The sequence below is a fragment of the Verticiella alkaliphila genome (assembly GCF_018904615.1).
GTDB classification, from domain to species: Bacteria; Pseudomonadota; Gammaproteobacteria; order Burkholderiales; family Burkholderiaceae_B; genus Verticiella; species Verticiella alkaliphila.
Map to the genome: position 1 here is coordinate 61,587 of NZ_JADCNH010000003.1, position 20,869 is coordinate 82,455.

The 20,869-nt window shown below is 69.0% G+C and carries 18 protein-coding genes and 2 pseudogenes; 14 read left to right on the forward strand and 6 right to left on the reverse strand.

The features are described 5' to 3' along the window. Positions 1 to 15: 15 nt before the first annotated feature. From IMZ29_RS03210 to IMZ29_RS03225, 4 genes are all read right to left on the reverse strand, one after another. Positions 16 to 867, reverse strand: a complete 852-nt coding sequence (locus tag IMZ29_RS03210) for a transporter substrate-binding domain-containing protein (RefSeq protein WP_216180409.1) — start codon at positions 865 to 867, stop codon at positions 16 to 18. A 217-nt stretch (positions 868 to 1,084) separates the two neighbouring features. Then, positions 1,085 to 2,101: an SDR family oxidoreductase gene (locus IMZ29_RS03215; protein ID WP_216180412.1), complete on the reverse strand. Its 1,017-nt coding sequence runs from the start codon at positions 2,099 to 2,101 to the stop codon at positions 1,085 to 1,087. A gap of 67 nt (positions 2,102 to 2,168) precedes the next feature. Next, a complete protein-coding gene (locus IMZ29_RS03220) occupies positions 2,169 to 3,776 on the reverse strand; it encodes a Na/Pi cotransporter family protein (protein WP_216180414.1) in 1,608 nt (535 codons plus the stop codon). Positions 3,777 to 3,928: 152 nt separating this feature from the next. Beyond that, complete coding sequence (locus tag IMZ29_RS03225) at positions 3,929 to 4,663, reverse strand: hypothetical protein (protein ID WP_216180416.1); 735 nt, start codon at positions 4,661 to 4,663, stop codon at positions 3,929 to 3,931. A gap of 129 nt (positions 4,664 to 4,792) precedes the next feature. Between IMZ29_RS03225 and IMZ29_RS03230 the strand changes: the two genes are divergently transcribed. The 10 genes and pseudogenes from IMZ29_RS03230 (at position 4,793) to IMZ29_RS03275 (ending at position 12,952) form a co-directional block, all read left to right on the forward strand. Then, positions 4,793 to 5,713, forward strand: coding sequence for a LysR family transcriptional regulator (locus tag IMZ29_RS03230; RefSeq protein ID WP_216180418.1), 921 nt, complete (start codon positions 4,793 to 4,795; stop codon positions 5,711 to 5,713). Positions 5,714 to 5,846: 133 nt separating this feature from the next. After that, positions 5,847 to 7,525, forward strand: a pseudogene (mdcA, locus tag IMZ29_RS03235) (malonate decarboxylase subunit alpha). A 10-nt stretch (positions 7,526 to 7,535) separates the two neighbouring features. Further along, entirely contained in the window at positions 7,536 to 7,862 is a 327-nt protein-coding gene (gene mdcC, locus IMZ29_RS03240; protein ID WP_216180420.1) for a malonate decarboxylase acyl carrier protein, read from the forward strand. Then, positions 7,859 to 8,764, forward strand: coding sequence for a biotin-independent malonate decarboxylase subunit beta (locus IMZ29_RS03245; protein WP_216180422.1), 906 nt, complete (start codon positions 7,859 to 7,861; stop codon positions 8,762 to 8,764). The genes mdcC and IMZ29_RS03245 overlap by 4 nt, the downstream gene beginning before the upstream one ends. A gap of 11 nt (positions 8,765 to 8,775) precedes the next feature. Continuing rightward, positions 8,776 to 9,476: pseudogene (locus IMZ29_RS03250) on the forward strand (biotin-independent malonate decarboxylase subunit gamma). A gap of 7 nt (positions 9,477 to 9,483) precedes the next feature. Beyond that, positions 9,484 to 10,158: a malonate decarboxylase holo-[acyl-carrier-protein] synthase gene (gene mdcG, locus IMZ29_RS03255; RefSeq protein ID WP_216180424.1), complete on the forward strand. Its 675-nt coding sequence runs from the start codon at positions 9,484 to 9,486 to the stop codon at positions 10,156 to 10,158. Beyond that, positions 10,155 to 11,114, forward strand: a complete 960-nt coding sequence (mdcB, locus tag IMZ29_RS03260; RefSeq protein ID WP_216180427.1) for a triphosphoribosyl-dephospho-CoA synthase MdcB — start codon at positions 10,155 to 10,157, stop codon at positions 11,112 to 11,114. The genes mdcG and mdcB overlap by 4 nt, the downstream gene beginning before the upstream one ends. Next, complete coding sequence (locus IMZ29_RS03265) at positions 11,111 to 12,016, forward strand: acyltransferase domain-containing protein (protein WP_216180430.1); 906 nt, start codon at positions 11,111 to 11,113, stop codon at positions 12,014 to 12,016. The genes mdcB and IMZ29_RS03265 overlap by 4 nt, the downstream gene beginning before the upstream one ends. Positions 12,017 to 12,072: 56 nt before the next feature. Next, a complete protein-coding gene (def, locus tag IMZ29_RS03270; RefSeq protein ID WP_216180433.1) occupies positions 12,073 to 12,600 on the forward strand; it encodes a peptide deformylase in 528 nt (175 codons plus the stop codon). A gap of 13 nt (positions 12,601 to 12,613) precedes the next feature. Further along, positions 12,614 to 12,952: a hypothetical protein gene (locus IMZ29_RS03275; RefSeq protein WP_371820096.1), complete on the forward strand. Its 339-nt coding sequence runs from the start codon at positions 12,614 to 12,616 to the stop codon at positions 12,950 to 12,952. 3 nt (positions 12,953 to 12,955) lie between these two features. Here the strand turns inward: IMZ29_RS03275 and IMZ29_RS03280 are convergent, their stop codons facing one another. Then, entirely contained in the window at positions 12,956 to 14,161 is a 1,206-nt protein-coding gene (locus IMZ29_RS03280) for an aminotransferase-like domain-containing protein (RefSeq protein ID WP_216180439.1), read from the reverse strand. A gap of 287 nt (positions 14,162 to 14,448) precedes the next feature. Between IMZ29_RS03280 and IMZ29_RS03285 the strand changes: the two genes are divergently transcribed. Together IMZ29_RS03285 and IMZ29_RS03290 are read left to right on the forward strand one after the other, a co-directional pair. Continuing rightward, positions 14,449 to 15,630, forward strand: coding sequence for a porin (locus IMZ29_RS03285; protein ID WP_216180442.1), 1,182 nt, complete (start codon positions 14,449 to 14,451; stop codon positions 15,628 to 15,630). Positions 15,631 to 15,704: 74 nt separating this feature from the next. Further along, positions 15,705 to 16,112, forward strand: coding sequence for a DCC1-like thiol-disulfide oxidoreductase family protein (locus IMZ29_RS03290; protein WP_216180446.1), 408 nt, complete (start codon positions 15,705 to 15,707; stop codon positions 16,110 to 16,112). Between the two features lie 46 nt (positions 16,113 to 16,158). Here the strand turns inward: IMZ29_RS03290 and IMZ29_RS03295 are convergent, their stop codons facing one another. Further along, positions 16,159 to 17,493, reverse strand: a complete 1,335-nt coding sequence (locus tag IMZ29_RS03295) for a sulfatase family protein (RefSeq protein WP_216180450.1) — start codon at positions 17,491 to 17,493, stop codon at positions 16,159 to 16,161. Between the two features lie 300 nt (positions 17,494 to 17,793). On the opposite strand from IMZ29_RS03295, the gene IMZ29_RS03300 reads away from it, so the two are divergent. Beyond that, a complete protein-coding gene (locus tag IMZ29_RS03300; RefSeq protein ID WP_216180453.1) occupies positions 17,794 to 18,633 on the forward strand; it encodes an SAM-dependent methyltransferase in 840 nt (279 codons plus the stop codon). Between the two features lie 122 nt (positions 18,634 to 18,755). Next, complete coding sequence (locus IMZ29_RS03305; RefSeq protein ID WP_216180456.1) at positions 18,756 to 20,783, forward strand: DUF4139 domain-containing protein; 2,028 nt, start codon at positions 18,756 to 18,758, stop codon at positions 20,781 to 20,783. Positions 20,784 to 20,869: the final 86 nt, after the last annotated feature.

The window sequence follows — 20,869 nt, forward strand, 5'->3', positions numbered from 1 at the left end:
GGCGATGGCAGGTGATCAGGCGCAGGTCGGCGTGAAGGGCGTGGCATCGTAGTTCTCGGTGCCAGGCACGCCATGGCCGGGCGAGACGACGCGCTCGACGCTGTCCGCGGCGGGCTCGGCGCCATACCACTTGGTCGCAAGCTTGGCGAGCGTGCCGTCCATCTTCATGCACTTGAGCGCGTTGGACACCGCGTCGCGCCCGGCCTTGTCGTTCAGGCGGAACGGAATGGCCCACACCAGACCGGTCTTGATCGTGTAGCCCGTCTGCAGCGCCGGATTCTGCTTGGCCGCCCAGCCGGCCACGGTGCTGCCCGTGAGGTTGAAATCTGCGCGACCCGAGAGCACGGCCTGCACGGCATCGGCATTGGTGCCGTAGATGTCATAGGTGAAGCCGTACTTCTCGGCGTTGTCGCGCGCCCAGGCGTCGTAGTTCGAGCCCTTGTTGACCGTGACCTTCTTGCCCTTCAGGCCCTCCAGCGCATCGAGCGCCGGGGCGTTCTTGCGGCCGACGAAGGTGTAGTTCGTCTCGGTATAGCCTTCCGTGAAGAGCAGCGTGCGGGCGCGCTCCGGCGTCACGGTCACGGGCGCGAGCAGGAAGTCATACTTGCCGCTGTTCAGGCCGGGGATGAGGCCGGAGAATTCGGTGGCCTCGATCTCGATCTTGCGGTTGAGCCGCTTGGCAAGCTCTTCGCCCAGGTCGGCATTGAAGCCTTGCACGCCGCCCCCTAGCTTGACCATGCCTTGCGGCGCGAACGACGGGTCCAGGGCGCTCTTGAGCGGCGCCGACGATTGCGCCATGACAGCATGGCCGCTCAGACACAGCACGGTCAGTGCGGCGACACGGGAAAGGCGTGGGAGGAACGGCATGGTGTGGCTCCGGGAACGGGGTCAGCGGATAGGGGAGGACAGACCGGAAAATTATTGGTCCGCGGCCGTTTGGTGTCGCGTACCTTTTTATGGCCATGCCTTAACAATCCGTTAACAACGGCCGCGCCGAAGCCGCCCCCATGGGCAGAGCCCGCCCCGGAGCCTGCGTGTCACGTCCCCGGGTGGCGACGGGCCGTGCAACCCGGGTGCATTGCGATTACCTGGCGCGCCGCACCTGGGTGGCAGCGCACGCCAGCGCGCAACCCAACGCCAGGGCCGCGCCGGCGAGTACCCAGCCGCGCCCGCGCGTGGACAGATGCGTGTACACGCTGTGCTGGAGCACCACGCGATCCGTCGGATCGGCCTCGGCGTCATCCTCGCCGGCCTGGTGCAGCGCGTCGGCGCGCGGCGAGGCGGGCGTATCCGTGCGCTGCTGTCGGATGAGCATCGGCCCGAAGAGCCGATCCATGAGGCCCGGCATGCGGGCGCTCGCCGCCGAGATCAGCTTCGAGGCGCCGCCCACGTAGATGTCACGCTGAGGGTGCTCGGCCGCAAAGAGGATCGCGTCAGCCACCACCTCGGGCGCGTAGATCGGCGGGGGCAATTGCGGCTCCACGTCGAGCAGATTCTTCGCGTGGCGCACGAAGCCAGTCTGGATGGCGGCAGGCTTGATGAGCGTGACGGACACCGGGGCGCCGGCGTCCTGCAGTTCCATGCGCAGCGCGTCGGTGAAGCCCTTGACCGCATGCTTGGACGCCGAATAGGCGCCCTGCAGCGGCACCGCACGGTCCGACACCTCGCTGCCGAGGTTGATGAGCGCGCCGCCGGACTTGCGCAGATAGGCCGCCGCGAGGAGCGAGCCGTACACGACGCCCCAGTAATTGGTCTCGAAGAGCTTGCGCTGGTCTTCGATCGGCACGTCGGCCAGGAGGCCGAAGATGGACACCCCCGCATTGTTGACCCAGGTGTCGACCCGGCCAAAGCGCTCGAGTGCCGCGGCCAGCAGAGCGGCCTGCTCGTCGTACACGCCGACATCGGTGGTCACGGCGATGGCGTCGGCGCCGCTGCGCCGCAGCTCGGCCACCAGCGCATCCAGCGCCTCCCGGTTGCGGCAGGCCAGTGCCAGCCGCGCGCCACGCGCGGCAGCAGCCTTGGCCGTGGCCCGGCCGATGCCGCTGCTCGCCCCGGTGATGACCATCACCTGGTGGTTCAATCCCTTCAGTCTTGGCTTCACATTCGCTCTCCTGGAATCCCGCCCGTAAGGCGGCAACGCCAGCAAGCGATGCGCCTGCCGCGAGCGGTCAGCCGGGCGCCCCGTGCGAGGCCCGCGCCTCGGCGCCGGCAACGGCACCGTTCAGCCGGCCGATCAGCCACACGGCGCGCTCGAACTGGCTCGTGACGGCTAGCAGCCGGCGCAGCGTGCCGGCATCGTCACTGGCGTGTGCAAGATCGCGGCGCAGGCGTTCCAGCACCTCGCCACGATCGCTCGTGAGCCGGGCGAGCAGCACGAAATCCTCAGGGTCTCGCGGGGACTGCGCAATGGCGTCTGCCAGCAGCAGGCACAGGGTGCGCAAGGACTCGGACAAGCCAAAGACCTGTGCCGGGGGCTGCGCGCCGAAGCGATCGACGCCGGCCGCGAAGGCGGCCGTGGTGTCGTGCAGCGCATGCAGCGTGCTGAGCGAGTCCTGCAGCCGCAGCGCCAGATGCAGGTCATCGCGATGCAGGTGCTGGTCGATCAGCTCGATCAGGAAGGCTTCGGTCTCGAGCGCGACGGCGGCGTTACCCTCCAGCTGGGCCCGGCGATTGGCCGGCGAATGCCCGCTGTCATCCAGATCCGGCACCACGCGCGGCAAGAGACCGATCAGGCGATTGCGCTCGAGTTCGGCCAGGGCGAGCGCATTGGTCGGATCGGCAAGTGCAGCCTCGTGGATGAAGTGAGGTTTCGAGGCTTTCTCTTCGAGCGACGGTGGCGACACGCGGATGAGCAGTCGCTCCACGGCCGTGCGCGACACCCCGACGATGAATCCCCCGGTGAGCTGCAGCATCAGGAAGAAGACGGAGAGCATGGGTGCCACGTTATCGCCGCCCTCACCCACCAGCGTCGTCACCGACCACCCGACTCCCCGCTCTGCTGTCAGCCACGCAGCCGCCACGACCGCACTGCCCACGAGCTTGATGACGACCTGAGCGATGCACAGCTGCCGCCCGCTGCCGCTCAGGCCGCTGCCAGCGAGCAGGACCGCAAGGCCGCTGCCCACGTTCGCACCGATGACGAGCCACAGGCCGTCGTCCAGGGCGAGCATGCCCGCATGCGTGGCCGCCACGGCAAGGATCGTTGCAGCGGAGGCGGATTGGGTCAGGGTGGCAAGCACGGCGCCGAAGAGCAGGGCGGAAAACGGGTTGAGCCCTTGCGCAAGCAGCCCTCGAAGCCAGTCAGGATCGAGGTGCTCCGGCGCCCCCTTGATGAAATCGAGACCCAGAAAGAGCAGGGCGAGCCCCAAGGCCACGCCCGTCCATTCCCGGCGCCGCGGGTGGCGATCGAAGCGTAACTGATACCCGAACCCCACCAATGCCACGAGATACAACACAGCGAGGCGGAAATCGACCGAGGCCAGAAAGACCAGCGCGGCCGTGCCGACATTGGCGCCTGCGATGACGGGCAGCGCATCGCGCACCGAGATCGAGCCGCCGCGCACCAGGTTGCCGGCGATGAGCGTGACGGCATTGCTCGACTGCGTCGCGGCACCGGCACCACAGCCGGCAAAGAAGCCAGTCATGCCAGAGCGGGTAGCCCGCTGGAGCACCCGGCGCATGCGACGCCCTGTGGCCTGCTGCAGATGCTGGCTGACCAGACGCAGCCCGACGAAAAGCAGGCCGAGGCCCGCCAGGAACTCCGCGGCGGTCAGCATGAGACGGGGTGCAGGACGAGGGAGACGTCAGACATCGGCGGCAGGCGATCGGGAGGAGGTGCGACGATAACTCTTGAGCTTAGCGCATGAAGATGTCGTGCGCGTGACCGCCGGTCAGACGGCCTGGCAAGGGCGTCCGACCGATCCTGCCTTCAGGACGGACGATCGACGAAGCCTTCGTCGGTGACCCGTTTGCGCCGCATGTCGTTCTTCGAAATGGTCTGCATGTCCCGCTGCACGGCATCGGACAGGGCTTCCTTCTGCGCGGGGAAGGGCTCGCGCAGATAGGCCTCTTCCAGCCACAGGCCGACCGTCAGCAGGCGCGGATCGGCCTGGATCTGCCGCTGTTCGTCGCCTTCGCGCTCGAGCGGATGGCCGCGAAACGACGTCGTGACCTGACGCAGGATGGCAGCGTTCTCCTCGCCCGAGAGCGTTCCGGCGTTGGCGAGCTCCCAGGCCACGGCGAGCAGCAATGCCGTGGAACCGGCCACCGAGTCCTCGGGAAACCCGCGGGCCTTGAGTTCGCGCGTGGCCACCTCGCGCGCCTTGCCCGAGCGCAGGAAGCCGGCGGGATCGCGCATCGCGAAGCGCAGCGTGAAGTTGGTGGCAAGGTTGTCGGCGAGTCCGCGCTCCACCGTGCTGGTGACGGAACGCGAACGCGTGAACGGCACGCCGGCGCGCGGGTCGGCCGCCGCTGGCGGCTGCGCCTGGGTGGGCTCGGTGCCCGCAAAGGCCCCATTGAAGGCCCCCTGGAACAGCTTGCTGACATCCGGGCTCGCCTGCGCCGCAGCCAGCGGCGCACTGAGGAGCACGGATCCCGCCGCCAGCCAACGGGCGACGACGGGCAGACGATGGCATGACAGGGCCGGTGGCAATCGATGGGACATGATGGGCTCGCAGGCAGGGGTCGGCAGGAGATGCTCTCCCGACGATACCCGATGTGTGGGAGTCCACCCTGAACCGGCCCGGGCAGCGGCTCGACGATGTCCGCTCGCCCGGAGTAGCATCACCCCACCATGCTCGCCCGCCTGCCCGACGACATCACCTTTCGCAAGCTCGAAACCCTGCTCGCCTTTCTCGACGCGGGCAGTCTCGGTCGCGCAGCCGAACGCCTGGGCACGACCTCGGTGAGCGTGCATCGCGCACTGCACTCTCTGGAGCGCGGCGTGGGCTGCCCGCTGTTTCGTCTGGAAGGCCGCAACCTGCTGCCCACCGAAGCCGCGCGCGAGCTGGCAGACGCCGCGCAGGAGGTGCTGCGCACCATGCACGCCGGTATCCGCGGCGCTCGCGCCGCTGCGGGCTTCGCGGCCGATCGGCTGCGCATCGGCTCGCTGTATTCCCTGACGATCCGGGCCGTGCCGGCGCTCACCATCGGCCTGAAGGTGCGCCTGCCGCACGTGCAGACCGAACTCGTCCTGGGCTCGAACGCCGACTTGCTCGTGCGCCTTCGCAACGGCGAGATCGACGCGGCCCTGATGGGGCTGTCTGGTGAAGCAGCCGACATCGAATCCCAGGCCCTCTTCGATGACGGCATCTACTTCGCCGCCCCAGCCGGCTCGCGCTACGCCGGGCGCACCGAGATCGATCTCGCGGATTGCGCGGGCGAGCACTTCGTGAGCCTCACCGAAGGCTTCGTCACCTACACGGGATTCATGGAGGCCTTTCGGGTGGCGGGCTTCACGCCGAACGTGGTCATGCAGACGGGCGACATCTTCTCGCTCATGAATCTGGTGGGCGGCGGCGTGGGCTGCACCCTGCTGCCTGGCCGCGTGCGGGGCGCCTTCAGCCACCAGGTCGAGATGATCCCGCTGCACCCGCGCTATGAGATGCGCCAGACGATCGGCCTGTCCTTCCTGCGCACGCGGGAACGCGATCCCAACCTGCTTGCCCTGCTCGGTGTGTGCCGCAACGCCTCGGACGTGCTGGGCGGGGCCTGAGGCAACAGCGGCGCGGCGCATGGGCCCGCAACACTTACGGTGAGCGTAATCATCTGGCGCCCGGCTTGATTGATCGACGGCATCCGCCTCGGTATGGTCATCCCTGACTCAACCGCCTTTTGCCGGATCGCCCATGTCTCAAGCCGCCTGGAACCAGAAGTCGGAGAACCGCGCCGCGCGGCATGCCCGGGCCGACCGCGCGCTGGGCGCGCAACGCCACGGCCGGTGGGTTGACGCGGCCGCCACCGGCGCCCTGCTCGAAGCCGTGATCGAATCCGGTGACCGGGTCTGCCTGGAAGGCAACAACCAGAAGCAGGCAGACTTCCTGGCGCGGGCGCTGGTGAACGTGGACCCGGCGCAGGTACATGATCTGCACATGGTGCAGTCCGTGCTCGCGTTGCCGGAGCACCTGGACGTGTTCGAGAACGGGGTGGCGAGCCGGCTGGACTTCAGCTTCTCCGGCCCGCAGGGCGCGCGCTCGCCAAGCTCGCGGCAGGCGGCCAACTGAAGATCGGCGCCATCCACACGTATCTGGAGCTCTTTGCACGCTACTTCGTCGATCTGACGCCGCGCGTCGCCCTGGTGGCGGCGCATGCGGCCGACAACGAAGGCAACCTCTACACCGGCCCGAACACCGAGGACACGCCAGCCATCGTGGAGGCCACCGCCTTCTCTGGAGGCATCGTGATCGCGCAGGTCAACGAGCGGGTGCCGACAGGCACCGCGCTGCCGCGCATCGACATCCCCGCCGGCTGGGTGGACTTCGTCGTGCAGGCGCCGCGCCCCAACGTGATCGAGCCACTCTTCACGCGCGATCCGGCACAGATCAGCGAGATCCAGGTGCTCATGGCCATGATGGCCATCAAGGGGATCTACGCGGAATACGGCGTGCAGCGGTTGAACCACGGCATCGGCTTCGACACCGCTGCCATCGAGCTGTTGCTGCCCACCTATGGCGAGCAGCTGGGCCTGAAGGGCAAGATCTGTCGGCATTGGGCGCTGAATCCGCACCCGGCACTGATCCCGGCGATCGAGGCAGGCTGGGTGGAGTCCATCCACTCGTTCGGCTCCGAGCTCGGCATGGAAGACTACATCCGTGCTCGCGGCGACATCTTCTTCACGGGTGCAGACGGCTCGCTGCGCAGCAACCGCGCCTTCTGCCAGGCCGCCGGGCACTATGCGTGCGACCTCTTCATTGGCTCCACGCTGCAGATGGATCTCGATGGCAACAGCTCCACGGCCACGCTGGGGCGCATCGCCGGCTTTGGCGGCGCGCCCAACATGGGGGCCGATGCGCGCGGCCGACGCCACGTGAGCCCGGCCTGGAAGAAAGCCGGCGAGCAGGCGCGGGCAGGCCGACATGGCGCGGCCGGCACGCCGCGCGGCCAGAAATTGGTGGTACAAATGGTGGAGACCTTCCGCGAGCACATGCAGCAGGCTTTTGTCGAGACCCTCGACGCCTGGCAGCTGGCCGAGCAGGCGGGCATGGAATTGCCGCCCATCATGATCTATGGCGAGGACGTCACCCACGTCCTCACCGAGGAAGGCATCGCCAATCTGCTGCTCTGCCGCACCGACGAAGAGCGCCAGCAGGCGATTCGCGGTGTGGCGGGCTACACGGCGGTGGGCCTGGCCCGCGACGCCCGCATGGTGGAAAACCTGCGCGATCGCGGCGTCATCCAGCGCCCGCAAGACCTCGGCATCGACCCGCGCGAGGCCACGCGCCATCGGCTCGCCGCGCGCAACATGCGCGACCTCGTACGCGCCTCAGGCGGCCGGTACCAACCGCCCAAACGATTCCGGAATTGGTAGGAGCCAAGCCATGACCCTCCCAGTGGGCCTCGAGTCCCTCGATTACGCGTTCACCGGGCAGCGCCCGACCGGCCCCTTCGCCCCCGTCCTGGTGGGTGTCGTCGGCTCCGGCAATCTCGAAGTGTTGTGCGAGCCGGCCAGCGGCGACCAGTGCCGGATCCAGGTGCAGACCTCGGCGCGTGGCTTCGGCACCATCTGGCAGGCCGTACTGAACGATTTCCATGCGCGCCACCCGATCGCGGGTGTGCGCATCACGATCCATGACATGGGCGCCACGCCCGCCGTGGTCAGCCTGCGGCTGGACCAGGCCGTGGCCGAGCTGCCGGAGGTCGCATGAGCATCGCCCTCAGCTATGCGGAGTGCACGGCGCGCGAGCGCCTGACGCACATTCTGGACACCGGCAGCTTTCACGAGTGGCTCCCGCCGTCAGAGCGCCGCATGAGCCCGCACCTGGCCGCCCTGGGCGTGCCCAGTGCCTTCGATGACGGCGTGGCCATCGGCCGAGGGCAGATCGGGGGCCGCCTCGTGTTCGTGGCCGCCCAGGAGGGCGCGTTCATGGGCGGGGGCGTCGGCGAAGTCCACGGCGCCAAGCTCACCGGCTTGCTGCGCCGCGCCGCACGCGAGCGCCCGGATGCGGTGGTGATCCTGGCGGAATCCGGCGGCGTGCGTCTGCACGAAGCGAACGCCGGTCTCATCGGCGTCTCCGAAGTGATGCGTGCCCTGCTCGACGCGCGAGCCGCCGGCGTGCCGGTCGTCTTCCTGATCGGCGGGGCCAATGGCTGCTTCGGCGGCATGGGCATCGTCGCGCGTTGCGCAGATACGGTGATCATGAGCGACACCGGGCGGCTCGCCATGTCCGGCCCGGAGGTGATCGAAGCCTCGCACGGCGTGGAGGAGTTCGATGCCCGGGACCGCGCGCTCGTCTGGCGCACCACCGGCGGCAAGCATCGCTGGCTGACCGGGGATTGCGACGTGCTCGTCGAGGACGACGTGGAGGCGTTTCGCGCTGCCGCGATCGATGCCCTGACCCGGCAGCGCCCCTTGACGCTCGCCGCCTTGCAGGCCGAGCACGACCTGCTGTCGGCGCGCTGGCGCGATACCCCGCAGGTGACTGCGAGCGAGGACGAGGCCATGGCGCTGTGGCGCCAGCTCGGCGTGGCTGACCCCGCCGGCGTGCCAGATGCCGAGGTGGCCGATCTGATCCGATCCGGCGCGCGGCTCGCGCCCCATTCCGCGTGAAGGAGACCCGCATGGATTGGCAGACCCTCGCCACCACCCTGTTCGGCCCCGACCACGGCATTCATGCCGACGGCGACTTCCTGCAGGGCACGCCGAGCTTCGACGGCGCCCCCATGACCGTCATCGGCACGACGAACCATGCGCCCATCGGCGTGGCACTCGCCCTCGCCCAGGCGCGCGTCGTGCTCGACACCACCGCGCAGCATCCGGCCGGCCCGTGCTGCTGTTGATCGACACCCAGGGGCAGCAACTGCGCCGCCGGGACGAGCTGCTCGGCATCAACCGCGCCATGGCGCACCTGGGCATGAGCATCGATCTCGCGCGCCGCCAGGGCCATCGCGTCATCGGGCTGGTCTACGATCAGGCCCTGTCGGGCGGCTTCATCACATCCGGTCTCATCGCGGACGCTTGCTATGCCCTGCCCGAAGCCCAGATCCGCGTGATGCGCATCCCGGCCATGGCCCGCGTCACCAAGCTGCCCGAAGAGCAGCTCGCGGCGCTGTCAGCGACCAATCCCGTGTTCGCCCCCGGCGTCGACAACTACGTGGCGATGGGTGGCGTGCGTGCCCTGTGGCGCGACGATCTGCCCGGCGCCCTGCGCGCCGCATTGGCCGAGACGCCTACGACCGACGAGCGCGCGCACGACGGCACGGTCCGCGGCGGGCGACGCCTTGCGGCTCAGGTCATCGACGACGTGCTGCAGGCGTCGTGAGGCACGTATGCCTGCACTGCGCCGCCACCAGCTGGCTCGCCTGACGCCGCAGAGCTGGCAGGCCTTGCTGACCCGTGCCTGGGACAACGAGGCACGGGCTTGCCTGACGCATTGGGCGACGCACGGGCTGCCGCTCGTCGTCACCGTGCAAAGGGCCATCCAACCGGGTGAGGTGGCACTGGGCCTGCCGGCGCCGTGGTGCTGGGGCCGGCGGCGCATCGCGCTTCAGGTGGCCAAGGCCGCCATCGAATCCCTGGACACCTGCCCGCCATTGCACGCGCTCGCGCACACGTTCCCGGACCGGGCACCCAGCTGGCAGCCGCTCATCGCCGCGCTGGATTCGCTGCACGCGCAGGCCCACGTCTACGGCAGCCATGCCTGGCAACACCTGACCGGGCTGGACTACGTCCATGCCGAGTCCGACCTTGATCTCTGGGTGGGCGTGGCCGGCGAGGATCACGCCGATGCCGTGGCCGCGGCCCTTGGCAGCGCAAGCCCGCCCGGCCTGCGCTGCGATGGCGAGCTCGTGTTCCCCGCGGGCGCAGCCGTCAATGCGCGCGAGTGGCAGACGTGGCGAGAGGGGCGGGCCCGCAGCCTGCTGGTGCGCGAGCTCAACGGTGCGAGCCTGTGCACCGCCGCAACCTTCGCCGCCACGCCGACCACCCCGCAGGAATCCGCATGACCGCTCACGCCCGCCGCACGCCGCCTCACGCCTTTGCTGCGAAGGCTGCTGTCCATCGGCTGGACGCCCGCGCGCTTGGCCATGCCGCCGTGCTGGCGCTCTACGACGAACTGGCGCTGGCGCCCAAGCCGGGCCTCGTCTCCTTCGAGGATGCTGGCAGTCACGGCGACATGGATGCGCATACGTTCATGCGCAGTCTCTTCACCTTGCGGCACGACTTCGTGCGTCTGGCGCGGCTGGGCGAAACCGGTGCGGCGTTCGCCGAACTCAAGGCGTGCGGCATCGCCGCAGAGACCCGCATGCTCGCGGCCACGGGCGGGGTCAACACGCACCGCGGTGCGATCTTCACCCTGGGCCTGCTGTGCGCGAGCGCGGGCGCCTTGGGTCGGGCTGACATGCCTTTGCAGGCACATCGGCTGCGCGAAACCTTGCAACGGCGATGGGGGCCGGCCCTGGCGGCCAAGGCCGCGCAGACGAGCCTGCTGCCCGGCGGCCAAGCCGCGCGGCGCCACGGCTTGCGCGGGGCTGCGGCCGAAGCCGCGGCAGGGTTCCCGGTGCTGTTCGAGGTGGCAGCACCGACGCTGGCGCGCGGCCTTGCGCGTGGCGACTCGCCACAGCACGCCCGCGTGGACACGTTGTTCGCCGTGATGGCCGAGCTGGACGACAGCAACCTCGTGCATCGCGGCGGCATGGCAGCGCTGCGCGACGTGCAAGGCGCTGCCCGCGAGTTCATGGCCGCCGGCGGCGCCGCAGCGCCAGGGGGCATCGCACGCGCACGCACCCTGCACCACGCACTCATGGCTCGACGGTTGTCCCCCGGCGGCGCGGCTGACCTGCTGGCCGCCGCCTGCTGGCTGGCCCGTATCGGTGCCCTGCCCGCCCCCGCCGCGGCGATGCGACCCGAGGCGGCCAACGCCACGCTCGCCGGTGCGCCGCTCGCCACGGTGACGCCATGAGTCTGGGCCTGATGTTCTCCGGCCAGGGCGCACAACACGCCGGCATGCTTGCCTGGCTGCAGCCCGACCCGGTGCTGGACGCGCTCGCCGACGTCGTCGGCGACGATTGGCGCGAGCATCTGAACGACCCGGACTGGGCAGGCCGCAATGGCATTGCACAAGCTGTGTTGACCGCGACCGCGCTGGCCGCTTGGCGGCAACTGGCGGACGCCCTCCCCACACCTGCGGCCGTGGCTGGCTACAGCGTGGGCGAAGTCGCGGCCTTCGCGGCCGCAGGCGTCTTCGACACGGCCACCGCCCTGTGGCTGGTGCAGCGGCGGGCAGCATGGATGGAGCGCGATGCCTCGGCACACCCGGCCGTGATGGTGGGCATCACAGGCCTGACACGCGAGCGCATCGAGGCTACCTGCAAGGCCACCGATCTGGTCATCGCCATTCACAATGGCCCTGACAGCGTGGTCGCGGCAGGTCCGCTCGCGCACGTCCAGGCCGCTATTGAGCGCGTGAGCACCCAGGGCGGACGTGCCGTCCAGCTCAACGTCAACGTGGCCTCGCACACGCCCTACCTCGCAGACGCCGCGCGGGACTTCGCCGCGGACCTCGCCGCCGTCACCTTTTCTCGCCCTGGCCCCGTCCTTTTCACCAATGCCGCAGGCCGTGTGCGCCAGCCGGACGAACTGCAGGCGGCGCTGGCCCGCCAGCTCGATCACCCGGTGCAGTGGGATGCCTGCCTGGACGGCCTGGCCTCTCGCCGACTGCGCTGCGTGCTGGAGATCGGCCCTGGGCAGGCCCTGGCACGGATGTGGAATGCACGCTATCCAGACGTGCCCGCCCGTTCGGTGGACGAATTCCAGACGCGCCAGGGTATCCTCGACTGGGTGGCGCGCTGGCACGACGCGTGATGCCGCCCCGCCTCTGCTAGAGTGGCAGATCCCTGCCCTTCCCACCTCGCGCTCCCATGAACCGTGACATCGTCAAGATGGGTGACACCCGTCTCCTGCAGACCGCCGACCCGGTCACCGATTTCGATACGCCCGCGCTGCGCGCGCTCGTGACCGACATGTTCGACACCATGCGCGAGGAAGGCGGTGTGGGGCTGGCCGCGCCACAGATCGGCGTGGGGCTGCAGGTGATGGTGTTCGGGTTCGGACGCAGCGAACGCTATCCCGACGCCCTGCCCGTGCCGGAAACGGTCCTCATCAACCCGGAATTCACCGTGCTGTCCGACGTGATGGAGGACGGCTGGGAGGGTTGCCTGTCGATCCCCGGCCTGCGTGGCCTGGTGCCACGCCACGCGAGTATTCGCTATACGGGCTTCGATGCCCAGGGCGAGCGCATCGTGTGCGACGCGCACGGCTTTCATGCCCGCGTGGTGCAGCACGAACACGATCACCTCATCGGCCGGCTCTACCCATCGCGCATCGTGGACTTCGGCAAGTTCGGCTTCACGGACGTGCTGTTTCCCGAACTGGCCGGCAAGCGCTAGCGCCGGCATGGCCGTGCTGCACACCCCCGATGGCCGCTACATCGTCGTGCGCGGCCGCCTGTGGCGCGCGGCGAATCCCCATTTGCCTGAGGCCGAGCGGCAACGTCTCGTTCATGAACTCATGACAGCGCGCCGGGCAGTCAAGACGGCACGTGGCCATCATGATGCGGATGCCGAAGCACAAGCCCATGCGACGGTAGACCGCGTCAAGCATGCGCTCGGCGAGCGCGGCGCGCCGTGGTGGGACGATGGCGCGCCGGACCTCAACCGCCACATGGCCCGCAACACGCCGTATGCCGCGTGGTACGCGGCGCACGTCGACGGCCCTGCCGAGTCGGCCAAGGCCCCCTAACGATCAGCCGCCCACGCTCTGCCGCAGGGCCACGCCCAGGCGGCGGATGCCGTCTTCGATCTTGGCTTCGTCGGCCGTGGCAAAGCTCAGACGCAGGGTGCTGTTGTCCGGGTTCTCGGCAAAGAACGGCGCGCCCGGCACGAAGGCCACGCCCTGCTCGATCGCCTGGCGCGCCAGCACGGCGGCGTCGGCCAGTGCGCCGTTCGCGCCGGTCAGGCTCACCCAGAAGAAGAGACCCCCATCGGGACGCGTGAACGTGATGGCGTCGCCCAGTTCGCGGCGCAGCGCCGCATCCATGACATCGCGTCGCTTGGCGTAGACCGCGCGCACCTTGGCCAGGGTATCGGGCATGCGACCCGTGGCGAGGTAATTGGCCGCGGTCACCTGCGCAAAAGTGCTGGTGTGCGCATCGCTGAACTGCTTGCACATGACGGACTTGGCCAGCAGCTCGGCCGGGCCGATCATCCAGCCAATGCGCAGCCCCGGGCTCAGCACCTTGCTGAGCGATCCGCAGTAGACGAGATGCTCGCGGCTGCCGGGCACGTCCTTGGACAAGGCCATGATGGACGGCGGCGGAGCCTTGTCGAAATACAGGTCGCCGTACGGATCATCCTCGACGATGAGCGTGCCGTACTTCACGGCGAGCTCCAGCACGCGGCGGCGGCGCTCGGCGTTCAGCGTGGCGCCGCTCGGATTGCCGAAGGTCGGGATGAGGTACACGAGCTTGGGCTTGTGCTGGACGATCAGGCGCTCGAGCTCGTCCACGCGCACGCCTTCCCCATCGACCGGCGCGCTCACCAGATCCGCGCCATAGAGGCGGAAGCACTGGATGGTGGCGAGAAACGTCGGGCCTTCGACGATGACCTTGTCTCCCGGGGAGATGAGCGTCTTGCCGATGAGATCCAGGGCCTGCTGGCTGCCGGTGGTGACGATGAGCCCATCGGGGGCCACGTCCACGCCCTTGCCATCCATGAAGTGGGCGATCTGCGCCCGCAGGGGATCGAAGCCTTCCGTGGCGCCGTACTGCAGCGCAAGCCCGGGATTCTCTGCCAAGGCTGCCTCGGACGCCTCGCGCAGGCCGTCCACGTCGAACAGCGCGGCATCCGGAAAGCCGCCGGCAAAGCTGATGATGCCCGGCTTGCCGAGGAGCTTGAAGAGTTCCCGGATGGCGGAAGTCGAGACGTTGTCGAGACGCGAGGCGAATTGCATGACGAAGTCCTGAGAAACGAGGAGCCGCGCCGAGTCAAGGCCACCGCGCGGTAGAGCCGCCTAGTGTAAGCGCACGCTGGACCACCCTGGGGTTTTCACGGAGCCAGCGGCTCGGCGCCAGAGAGCGGAGTGCCAGATCTCAAGAAACATCTCATAAATTTTACTTGCCAGCCGGTAAGCTCATCGGCATCATGCCGAAAAAAATGCGAGCGACGCAAACGCCCGCGAAGTCTGCCCGGCGCCAATAACCGGTGATGGGCCATTTCCCCGGATGGAGACAATCCTCGATGTACAAGAAGATCCCTTCACTCGCCGCCTTGTGTCTGCTGAGCGCAGCCGCACAGGCGCAAAGCTCAGTCACGCTCTATGGTGTCGTCGATGTGGCCGTCGGGCACACGTCTGAATCGTCTGGCGTCGACGTGCCCGGCGGCACCCGCGTCCTGGCGTCGCGCCAGAGCGCCACGCGCATGGACTCCGGCGTATCAGCCGGCTCCCGTTTCGGTCTGCGCGGCGTCGAAGACCTGGGCGGCGGCCTGCAGGCGAAGTTCCAGCTCGAATCGGGCTTCAACGTGAACAACGGTGCCAGCACCCAGGGCGGCCTGCTCTTTGGCCGGATGGCGTACGTGGGCCTCGCTGGCAAGCACTGGTCGCTCACCGGCGGCCGTCAGCTCACGCCCATGAACAACGCTGCGGTGGCGTCCATGGCGCTGCCCGGCGGCTACTGGGGCGCCATCAGTGGCGCGGTGACGGGCAGCTACGAACCGGTGGGCGCCACTCCGGGCGGCGGCGCCTTCCAGACCGGCACGCGCGCCGACAACTCGGTGCTCTTCACGTACACGCTTGGCCCTGTCACGGCGAACACGATGGTCGCGGGCGGCAACCAGAATTCGCAAGGCACGGGCCGCTACGGCGCCTTCGTGCTGGGCTACGCCGATGGCCCCCTCAAGCTCAACGCCGGCGTCTCGCGCATGCGCCAGAACCGGGAGCAGGTGATCGATCCCGACCGCGCCGAATGGCAGACCACCTGGCTGCTGGGCGGCTCCTACGACTTCGGCGTGGCGACGCTCTACACCGGTTTCTCGCAGTTCAACCCCCGCAAGGACACGTCCAACCTGAGCCCGGTTGCCACGGTGGGCGCGGCCGGCGCATCGGTCAACGCCTTCACCTGGGAACGCAGCCGGATCGCCTGGGTGGGCGCGAAGATTCCGCTGGCCGGCGGCAACCTGCTTGCCCAGGTCAGCCGGCACACCTACAAGTATCAGGACAACGACGACGGCCGCTCGACCACGCTGGGCGTCGCCTACGACTACCCGCTGTCCAAGCGGACCGCGGTCTACGCAAGCTACGGCCAAGTCAGCAACAACGACCGCGCCCGCACGCCGCTCTTCTCGGCCATTCCGGCGGTGTCCCCGTTCGGCTACGGCTCAGATCTGCGCGGGGTGTCCGTCGGCATGCGCCACACGTTCTGACGCGCAGGGCCTGAACGCCAGGCGCGTCTTCGCGCGGCTGGCGTCACCCGCACGGTTCGCGGCATCATGTCGACATGCATGCCGCCTCCCACCCCGACATCTGGCTCGTCTACGACGGCGAATGCCCGGTGTGTCGCAGCTATGTCCAGCACGTGCGCTTGAAGCAGGCCGCGGGCCAACTACATCTGGTCGATGCGCGCGAGCCCAGTGCGCTGCGCGAAGAGATCCGCGCGGCAGGCTTGCAGCTCGATGAAGGCATCGTGCTCAAGATCGGCCCGCAGCTGTATCACGGCGCCGATGCCGCGCATCGGCTGTCGCTGATGACCACGACGAGCGGCGTCTTCAATCGGTTCAATGCGCGGCTCTTTGCGTCGCCGCGCGTCGCCCGTCTGGCCTACCCCGTCCTGCGGGCCGGGCGCAATGCCCTGCTTCGCCTGTTGGGGATCGGCCGTATCGATGCGGATCGCCGCGGGGATCGCTGATGCCGCCTCTCGCGACGCCCCGGCAAGCGTCAACGCGGCGTCACGCTCAGAACGTCGCCTGCGGCAGTTCCTTGGTGGTGAAAACCAGAGAGACCTTGGCGTCTTCCGGAATGGGTGGCAGCGTGGCGTCCCACGCCGACCAGGCCTCGCGCAGCTCCGCCAGGCGCTCGGGCTGACGCTCGCGCAGGTTGGCCCGCTCGCGCGGGTCCTCGGCCACATTGAAGAGATACTCGATGCCATCGACCTGCAGATACTTCCAGTCGCCACGCAACAGCGCCCGCTGGTTGCGGTGCTTCATGCGCCAGCACAGGTCGCGCTGTGGCTGCCATTGCGCATCCGCGAAGGCCGGCACCAAGCTCATGCCGTCGAGCGGGTAATCCGGGTGCGCCGCGACGCCGGCAGCATCGAGGAAGGTGGCAGCCCAGTCCATGGTGAGATTGGGCAGCTCGCTCACCGTGCCCGCCGGGATGCGGGCTGGCCAGCGCGCCACGAGCGGCACGCGGATGCCGCCCTCGAGCAGATCCATCTTCTGGCCCACGAAGGGCCAATTGTTCGAATAGCGCTCGCCGCCGTTGTCGCTCGTGAAGACGATCAGCGTGTTCTCGGTCATGCCCTGACGCTCGAGCGCATCGATCACCCAGCCGATGCCCTCGTCCATGTGGTGGATCATGCGCTGGTAGACGGCAAGCGAGCCACCGTCGATGTGCTTGCCGATACCGGCGATGCGCCGGGATTCCTCGGCGTCGTCTCGGGTGAGCCACGGCCAGTGCGGCGCACTGTAGTGCAGGCTCAACAGGAACGGCTTGTCGGCCGACTGGCGCTCGACGAAGTCCACGGCACGCCGGCTCAGGAGGTCCGTCAGGTAGCCCTCTTCCTGGTGTTCTGTCTCGTTGACCCAGAAGTCCGGCCGCCCGCGCGGATCGCAGTGCGCGAAGTAATCGGCGCCGCCCGCGTGAAAGCCATAGAACTCCTCGTAGCCGGACATGCGCGGGCCGAAGTGCGGGGGATAGCCCAGGTGCCACTTGCCCACCAGCGCCGTGGCGTAACCCGCGTCGCGCAGCAGCGAAGGCAGCGTCGGGTGGCTGGGCGGCAGCCCCAGTACCTTGTCGCCGTGCACGCTCGGGATCGGCTCTTCGGCAGCCCCGCGCAAGCGATACTGCCAACGTCCCGTGGCCAACGCGAAGCGCGTGGGCGAGCACACGGCCGAGTTCGAATATCCACGCGTGAACCGCACGCCTTGCGCCGTCATGGCATCGAGGCGCGGCGACACATCCACCGGCTGGTTGGCCGCATCCCGTGCCCCCGTGCAACCGAGGTCGGCGTAGCCGAGATCGTCGGCGAGGATGAAGATCAGGTTGGGACGCGGGTCCACTGAGGGCATGACAGTCTCCAGGCAAGGTGTCGAACAAGGCGCGCGCGAATGCAGGCCTTGCCTGCCGCACCGCGGTCGCCATCGTAACGCGGTCTTCCGCCCTGCAAGCGACATCATCCACACGTCGGTCCGCATGGAACGACCTCACCTCATGCCGTCCGCCGACACCCGGCACATCAATTGCTATAGGCCCCCGTCACATCCCCGGCGTGGGCCTGTGATAAAAGACGGAGTTCCCTGTCTGCGCGCGCCGCACCCGCGGGCTCGCGGTATCGGATTCCTGCTGCTGTCCAACCTCAAGAGACCCCCATGCAGACTGCCACTCTCCTTCGCCGCAAGTCCCTTCGCGTTGCACCGCTCTTTGCCGCGTCGCTGCTGGCCGCCGCCGCCTTTGCGGCTCCCGTGATGGCTGCCGCCCCCGATGCGGGTCAGGCGCAGTACGAGCCGCAGGTCGGCCAGGCGGGCAAGGACGTTGTCTGGGTGCCGACGCCGCAGGCCCTCGTGGACAAGATGCTCGACATGTCGCAGGCCAAGCCGGGTGATTTCGTCGTGGACCTGGGCTCTGGCGATGGCCGTACCGTGATCACCGCGGCCAAGCGCGGCATCACTGCGCATGGCGTGGAATTCAACCCGGACATGGTCGCCCTGGCCGAGCGCAATGCCAAGGCGGCTGGCGTTGCCGACAAGGCGACGTTCACCGCTGGCGATCTCTTCCAGTACGACCTGTCCAAGGCCGACGTGATCACCATGTTCCTGCTGCCCTCGATCAACGAGCGCCTGAAGCCGGAACTGCTCAAGTTGAACCCGGGCACGCGCATCGTGGCCAACTCCTTCCGCATGGGCGACTGGACGCCGGATGAAGAGGCCACCGTGGGCGACGGCTGCACCAACTGGTGCACGGCGCTGCTGTGGATCGTGCCTGCCAACGTGGCGGGTAGCTGGTCGGTCGACGGCAAGACGCTCAAGCTCGAGCAGATCAATCAGGAGCTGACCGGCACGCTCGGCGACGCGGCCATCTCGGATGCCCGCATGCTGGGCAACCAGATCTCCTTCACTGCCGATGGCAAGCGCTACACCGGCACGCTCGAAGACAAGGTGCTCAAGGGCACCGTCGAAGGCGGCGGCGCCTGGCACGCCACGCGCGCCTGACGGCGTAGCGAACGGGCGGCATGACGCCGCCCGCTTTCCCTCGCGCGCTCAGGCGCGTTCTGCCTGAGCGCTCCCGGCGCCGGCGCGCTGTCGGCAGCCTCTCCTGTCCGTCGGTGCCGCCCATGCGTCCGTCTCTCTCCCGTTTTGCGCTGACCAGTCTGGCCAGTGCCATCATCTTTCCCGCCCTCGCAAGCGCCGCCGCGGCGCCCGGCGACGCGCCCACCAGCCGTATCGATCGCATCACGCTGTCGGCCGGCGGCATGGCCGAGATCCATCGCCAGGCCCAGGTCGACGGTCCCGCGACGCTATCGATCGAGACGCCGCTGCGCCAGGTCGACGACATTCTGAAGAGTCTGCTCGTCACGGATCCCGCGGGCGGCGTGGCGGGTCTCACGCTCGACGGGCTGTCCCCCGTGGAGGAGACCTTTGCCCGACTGCCGTTCACGGCCGAGCAGATGGGATCCGTGCCGCACCTGGCCAACGCGCTGGCCGGCACCCGCGTGCGCGCCACCTCGGGCGGGCGCGCCGTCGAGGGCGTGGTGCTGGGCGTGGCCAACCCGGACGCCGAATCCCAGCCCGGCACCGACGGCAATCCACCGCCGTTGCCCGTGCTCTCCGTGCTGGCCGACAACGGTTCCATCCAGGTGTTGCGCCTGGGCGGCGACACGGTGCTCGACATCCGTGACGAGGCCATGCGCACGCGCCTGCGCGAGGCAGCGGCCGTGCGCGGGCGTGCCCGCGCCGACGACGTGCGCCGCATTGGTGTCGAGTTGCCGGGCACCACGGCGCGCACCGTGGAGCTGGCCTACGTGGTGGCCGCACCCGTGTGGAAGACCGCGTACCGTCTGCTCACCGAAGCCGACGGCAAGGTGCGTCTGCAGGCCTGGGCCGTGCTCGAGAACGCCACGGGCGAGGACTGGGACCGCGTGCACGTGACGCTGAGCTCCGGCGCACCGGTCATGCTCTCGCAGCGTCTGCACCAACGGTATTGGCACGAACGTCCAGACATTCCGGTGCAGGTCGGGGCCACGGCGCCGCCCCGCGTCGACGACACCCGTGCGCGCGGCGGCATGGGTGCCGCAGGCGCCCCGGCGCGCATGGCCCGTCCGGCGCCAGCCCCCGTCATGGCGGAAGCGGCCATGGCGCCGCCACCGCCCGCTCCCTCCGCATCCGCCCAGGCTGCAGACGCGCAGGAAGGCGATACGGTGGTGAGTTTCGCGCTGCCGCAGCCGGTGACCTTGCCCGCGGGCCAGACCTTGTCCGTGCCGTTCATCGACCAGAGCGTGCCTGGCGAGCGCCTGTCCGTGTTCCAGCCCGAGCGCGGCCGCGTGCATCCGGTGGCCGCCGTCATGCTGGAGAACGCTACCGCCACGAGCCTGCCCGCCGGCATCCTCACCGTGTACGACACCACGGGCGCCCACGCGGGCGACGCCCAGCTGGCTGGCATTCCCGCCGGCGAATCCCGTCTTGCCAGCTTTGCCGAGGACCGCAAGGTCACGATCACCACCGACACCACGCCTGAAGAACGCGTGAGCGACGTGCGCATCGCCGAGGGCGTGCTCCAGGCGAACCGGCTGCTGCGTCGCAAGACCACCTACACCATCCAGGGCGCGGCCGACGCGCCGCGGGTCGTCGTGATCGAACATCCGCGCCGCTCAGGCTGGAAGTTCGCCTCGCTGGCAGCCACCAGCGAGACACCGACGCACCATCGGCTGCGCGCCGAGGTACCGGCAGGCGGGACGGCCACGCTGGAGGCCGTGGCCGAACGCACCGAAGCCACCACCCTCGCGTTGGTCTCGGCCGAGCCCGACGTCCTGATGCGCTGGTCCGGCGCGGCGTCAGACGATGCGACGCGCAAGACGCTGACCGCACTGGCCGAGGCACGTCGCGCCCTGGCCCAGGCCCAGGCGCGCGTGGACGAGAGCGAAGCGCAACTCGACGAGGCGGCCGCCGATCAGGCCCGCGTGCGCGAGAACCTCGGTGCCGTGCCTGCCGACAGCGCGCTGGGCCAGCGCTACCTGAAGATGCTCGAGGACGAGGAGACCCGCATCGCCGAGCTGCGCGAGGCGCGCACTGGCGCTGTGGCCGAGCGCGATCGCCTGCGCAAAAGCCTGGCCGAGCAGATCCATACCCCGAGCGCGGCGCAGTAAGGCCGCTCGCGGACGTGGTTTGCGTCCGTCGCCGTCCTGGCGGCGGACGTTGTAGTGCCATAAGAATCATTCGAACAACAGTACGG

Coding starts and splice junctions, on each gene's coding strand:
- IMZ29_RS03295 (WP_216180450.1), bottom strand. CDS start 17,493: ATGCCCTCAGTGGACCCGCGTCCCAACCTGATCTTCATCCTCGCCGAC.
- def (WP_216180433.1), top strand. CDS start 12,073: ATGAACCGTGACATCGTCAAGATGGGTGACACCCGTCTCCTGCAGACC.
- IMZ29_RS03220 (WP_216180414.1), bottom strand. CDS start 3,776: ATGCTGACCGCCGCGGAGTTCCTGGCGGGCCTCGGCCTGCTTTTCGTC.
- IMZ29_RS03265 (WP_216180430.1), top strand. CDS start 11,111: ATGAGTCTGGGCCTGATGTTCTCCGGCCAGGGCGCACAACACGCCGGC.
- IMZ29_RS03210 (WP_216180409.1), bottom strand. CDS start 867: ATGCCGTTCCTCCCACGCCTTTCCCGTGTCGCCGCACTGACCGTGCTG.
- IMZ29_RS03280 (WP_216180439.1), bottom strand. CDS start 14,161: ATGCAATTCGCCTCGCGTCTCGACAACGTCTCGACTTCCGCCATCCGG.
- mdcB (WP_216180427.1), top strand. CDS start 10,155: ATGACCGCTCACGCCCGCCGCACGCCGCCTCACGCCTTTGCTGCGAAG.
- IMZ29_RS03245 (WP_216180422.1), top strand. CDS start 7,859: ATGAGCATCGCCCTCAGCTATGCGGAGTGCACGGCGCGCGAGCGCCTG.
- IMZ29_RS03285 (WP_216180442.1), top strand. CDS start 14,449: ATGTACAAGAAGATCCCTTCACTCGCCGCCTTGTGTCTGCTGAGCGCA.
- IMZ29_RS03225 (WP_216180416.1), bottom strand. CDS start 4,663: ATGTCCCATCGATTGCCACCGGCCCTGTCATGCCATCGTCTGCCCGTC.
- mdcG (WP_216180424.1), top strand. CDS start 9,484: ATGCCTGCACTGCGCCGCCACCAGCTGGCTCGCCTGACGCCGCAGAGC.
- IMZ29_RS03230 (WP_216180418.1), top strand. CDS start 4,793: ATGCTCGCCCGCCTGCCCGACGACATCACCTTTCGCAAGCTCGAAACC.
- IMZ29_RS03305 (WP_216180456.1), top strand. CDS start 18,756: ATGCGTCCGTCTCTCTCCCGTTTTGCGCTGACCAGTCTGGCCAGTGCC.
- IMZ29_RS03300 (WP_216180453.1), top strand. CDS start 17,794: ATGCAGACTGCCACTCTCCTTCGCCGCAAGTCCCTTCGCGTTGCACCG.
- mdcC (WP_216180420.1), top strand. CDS start 7,536: ATGACCCTCCCAGTGGGCCTCGAGTCCCTCGATTACGCGTTCACCGGG.
- IMZ29_RS03290 (WP_216180446.1), top strand. CDS start 15,705: ATGCATGCCGCCTCCCACCCCGACATCTGGCTCGTCTACGACGGCGAA.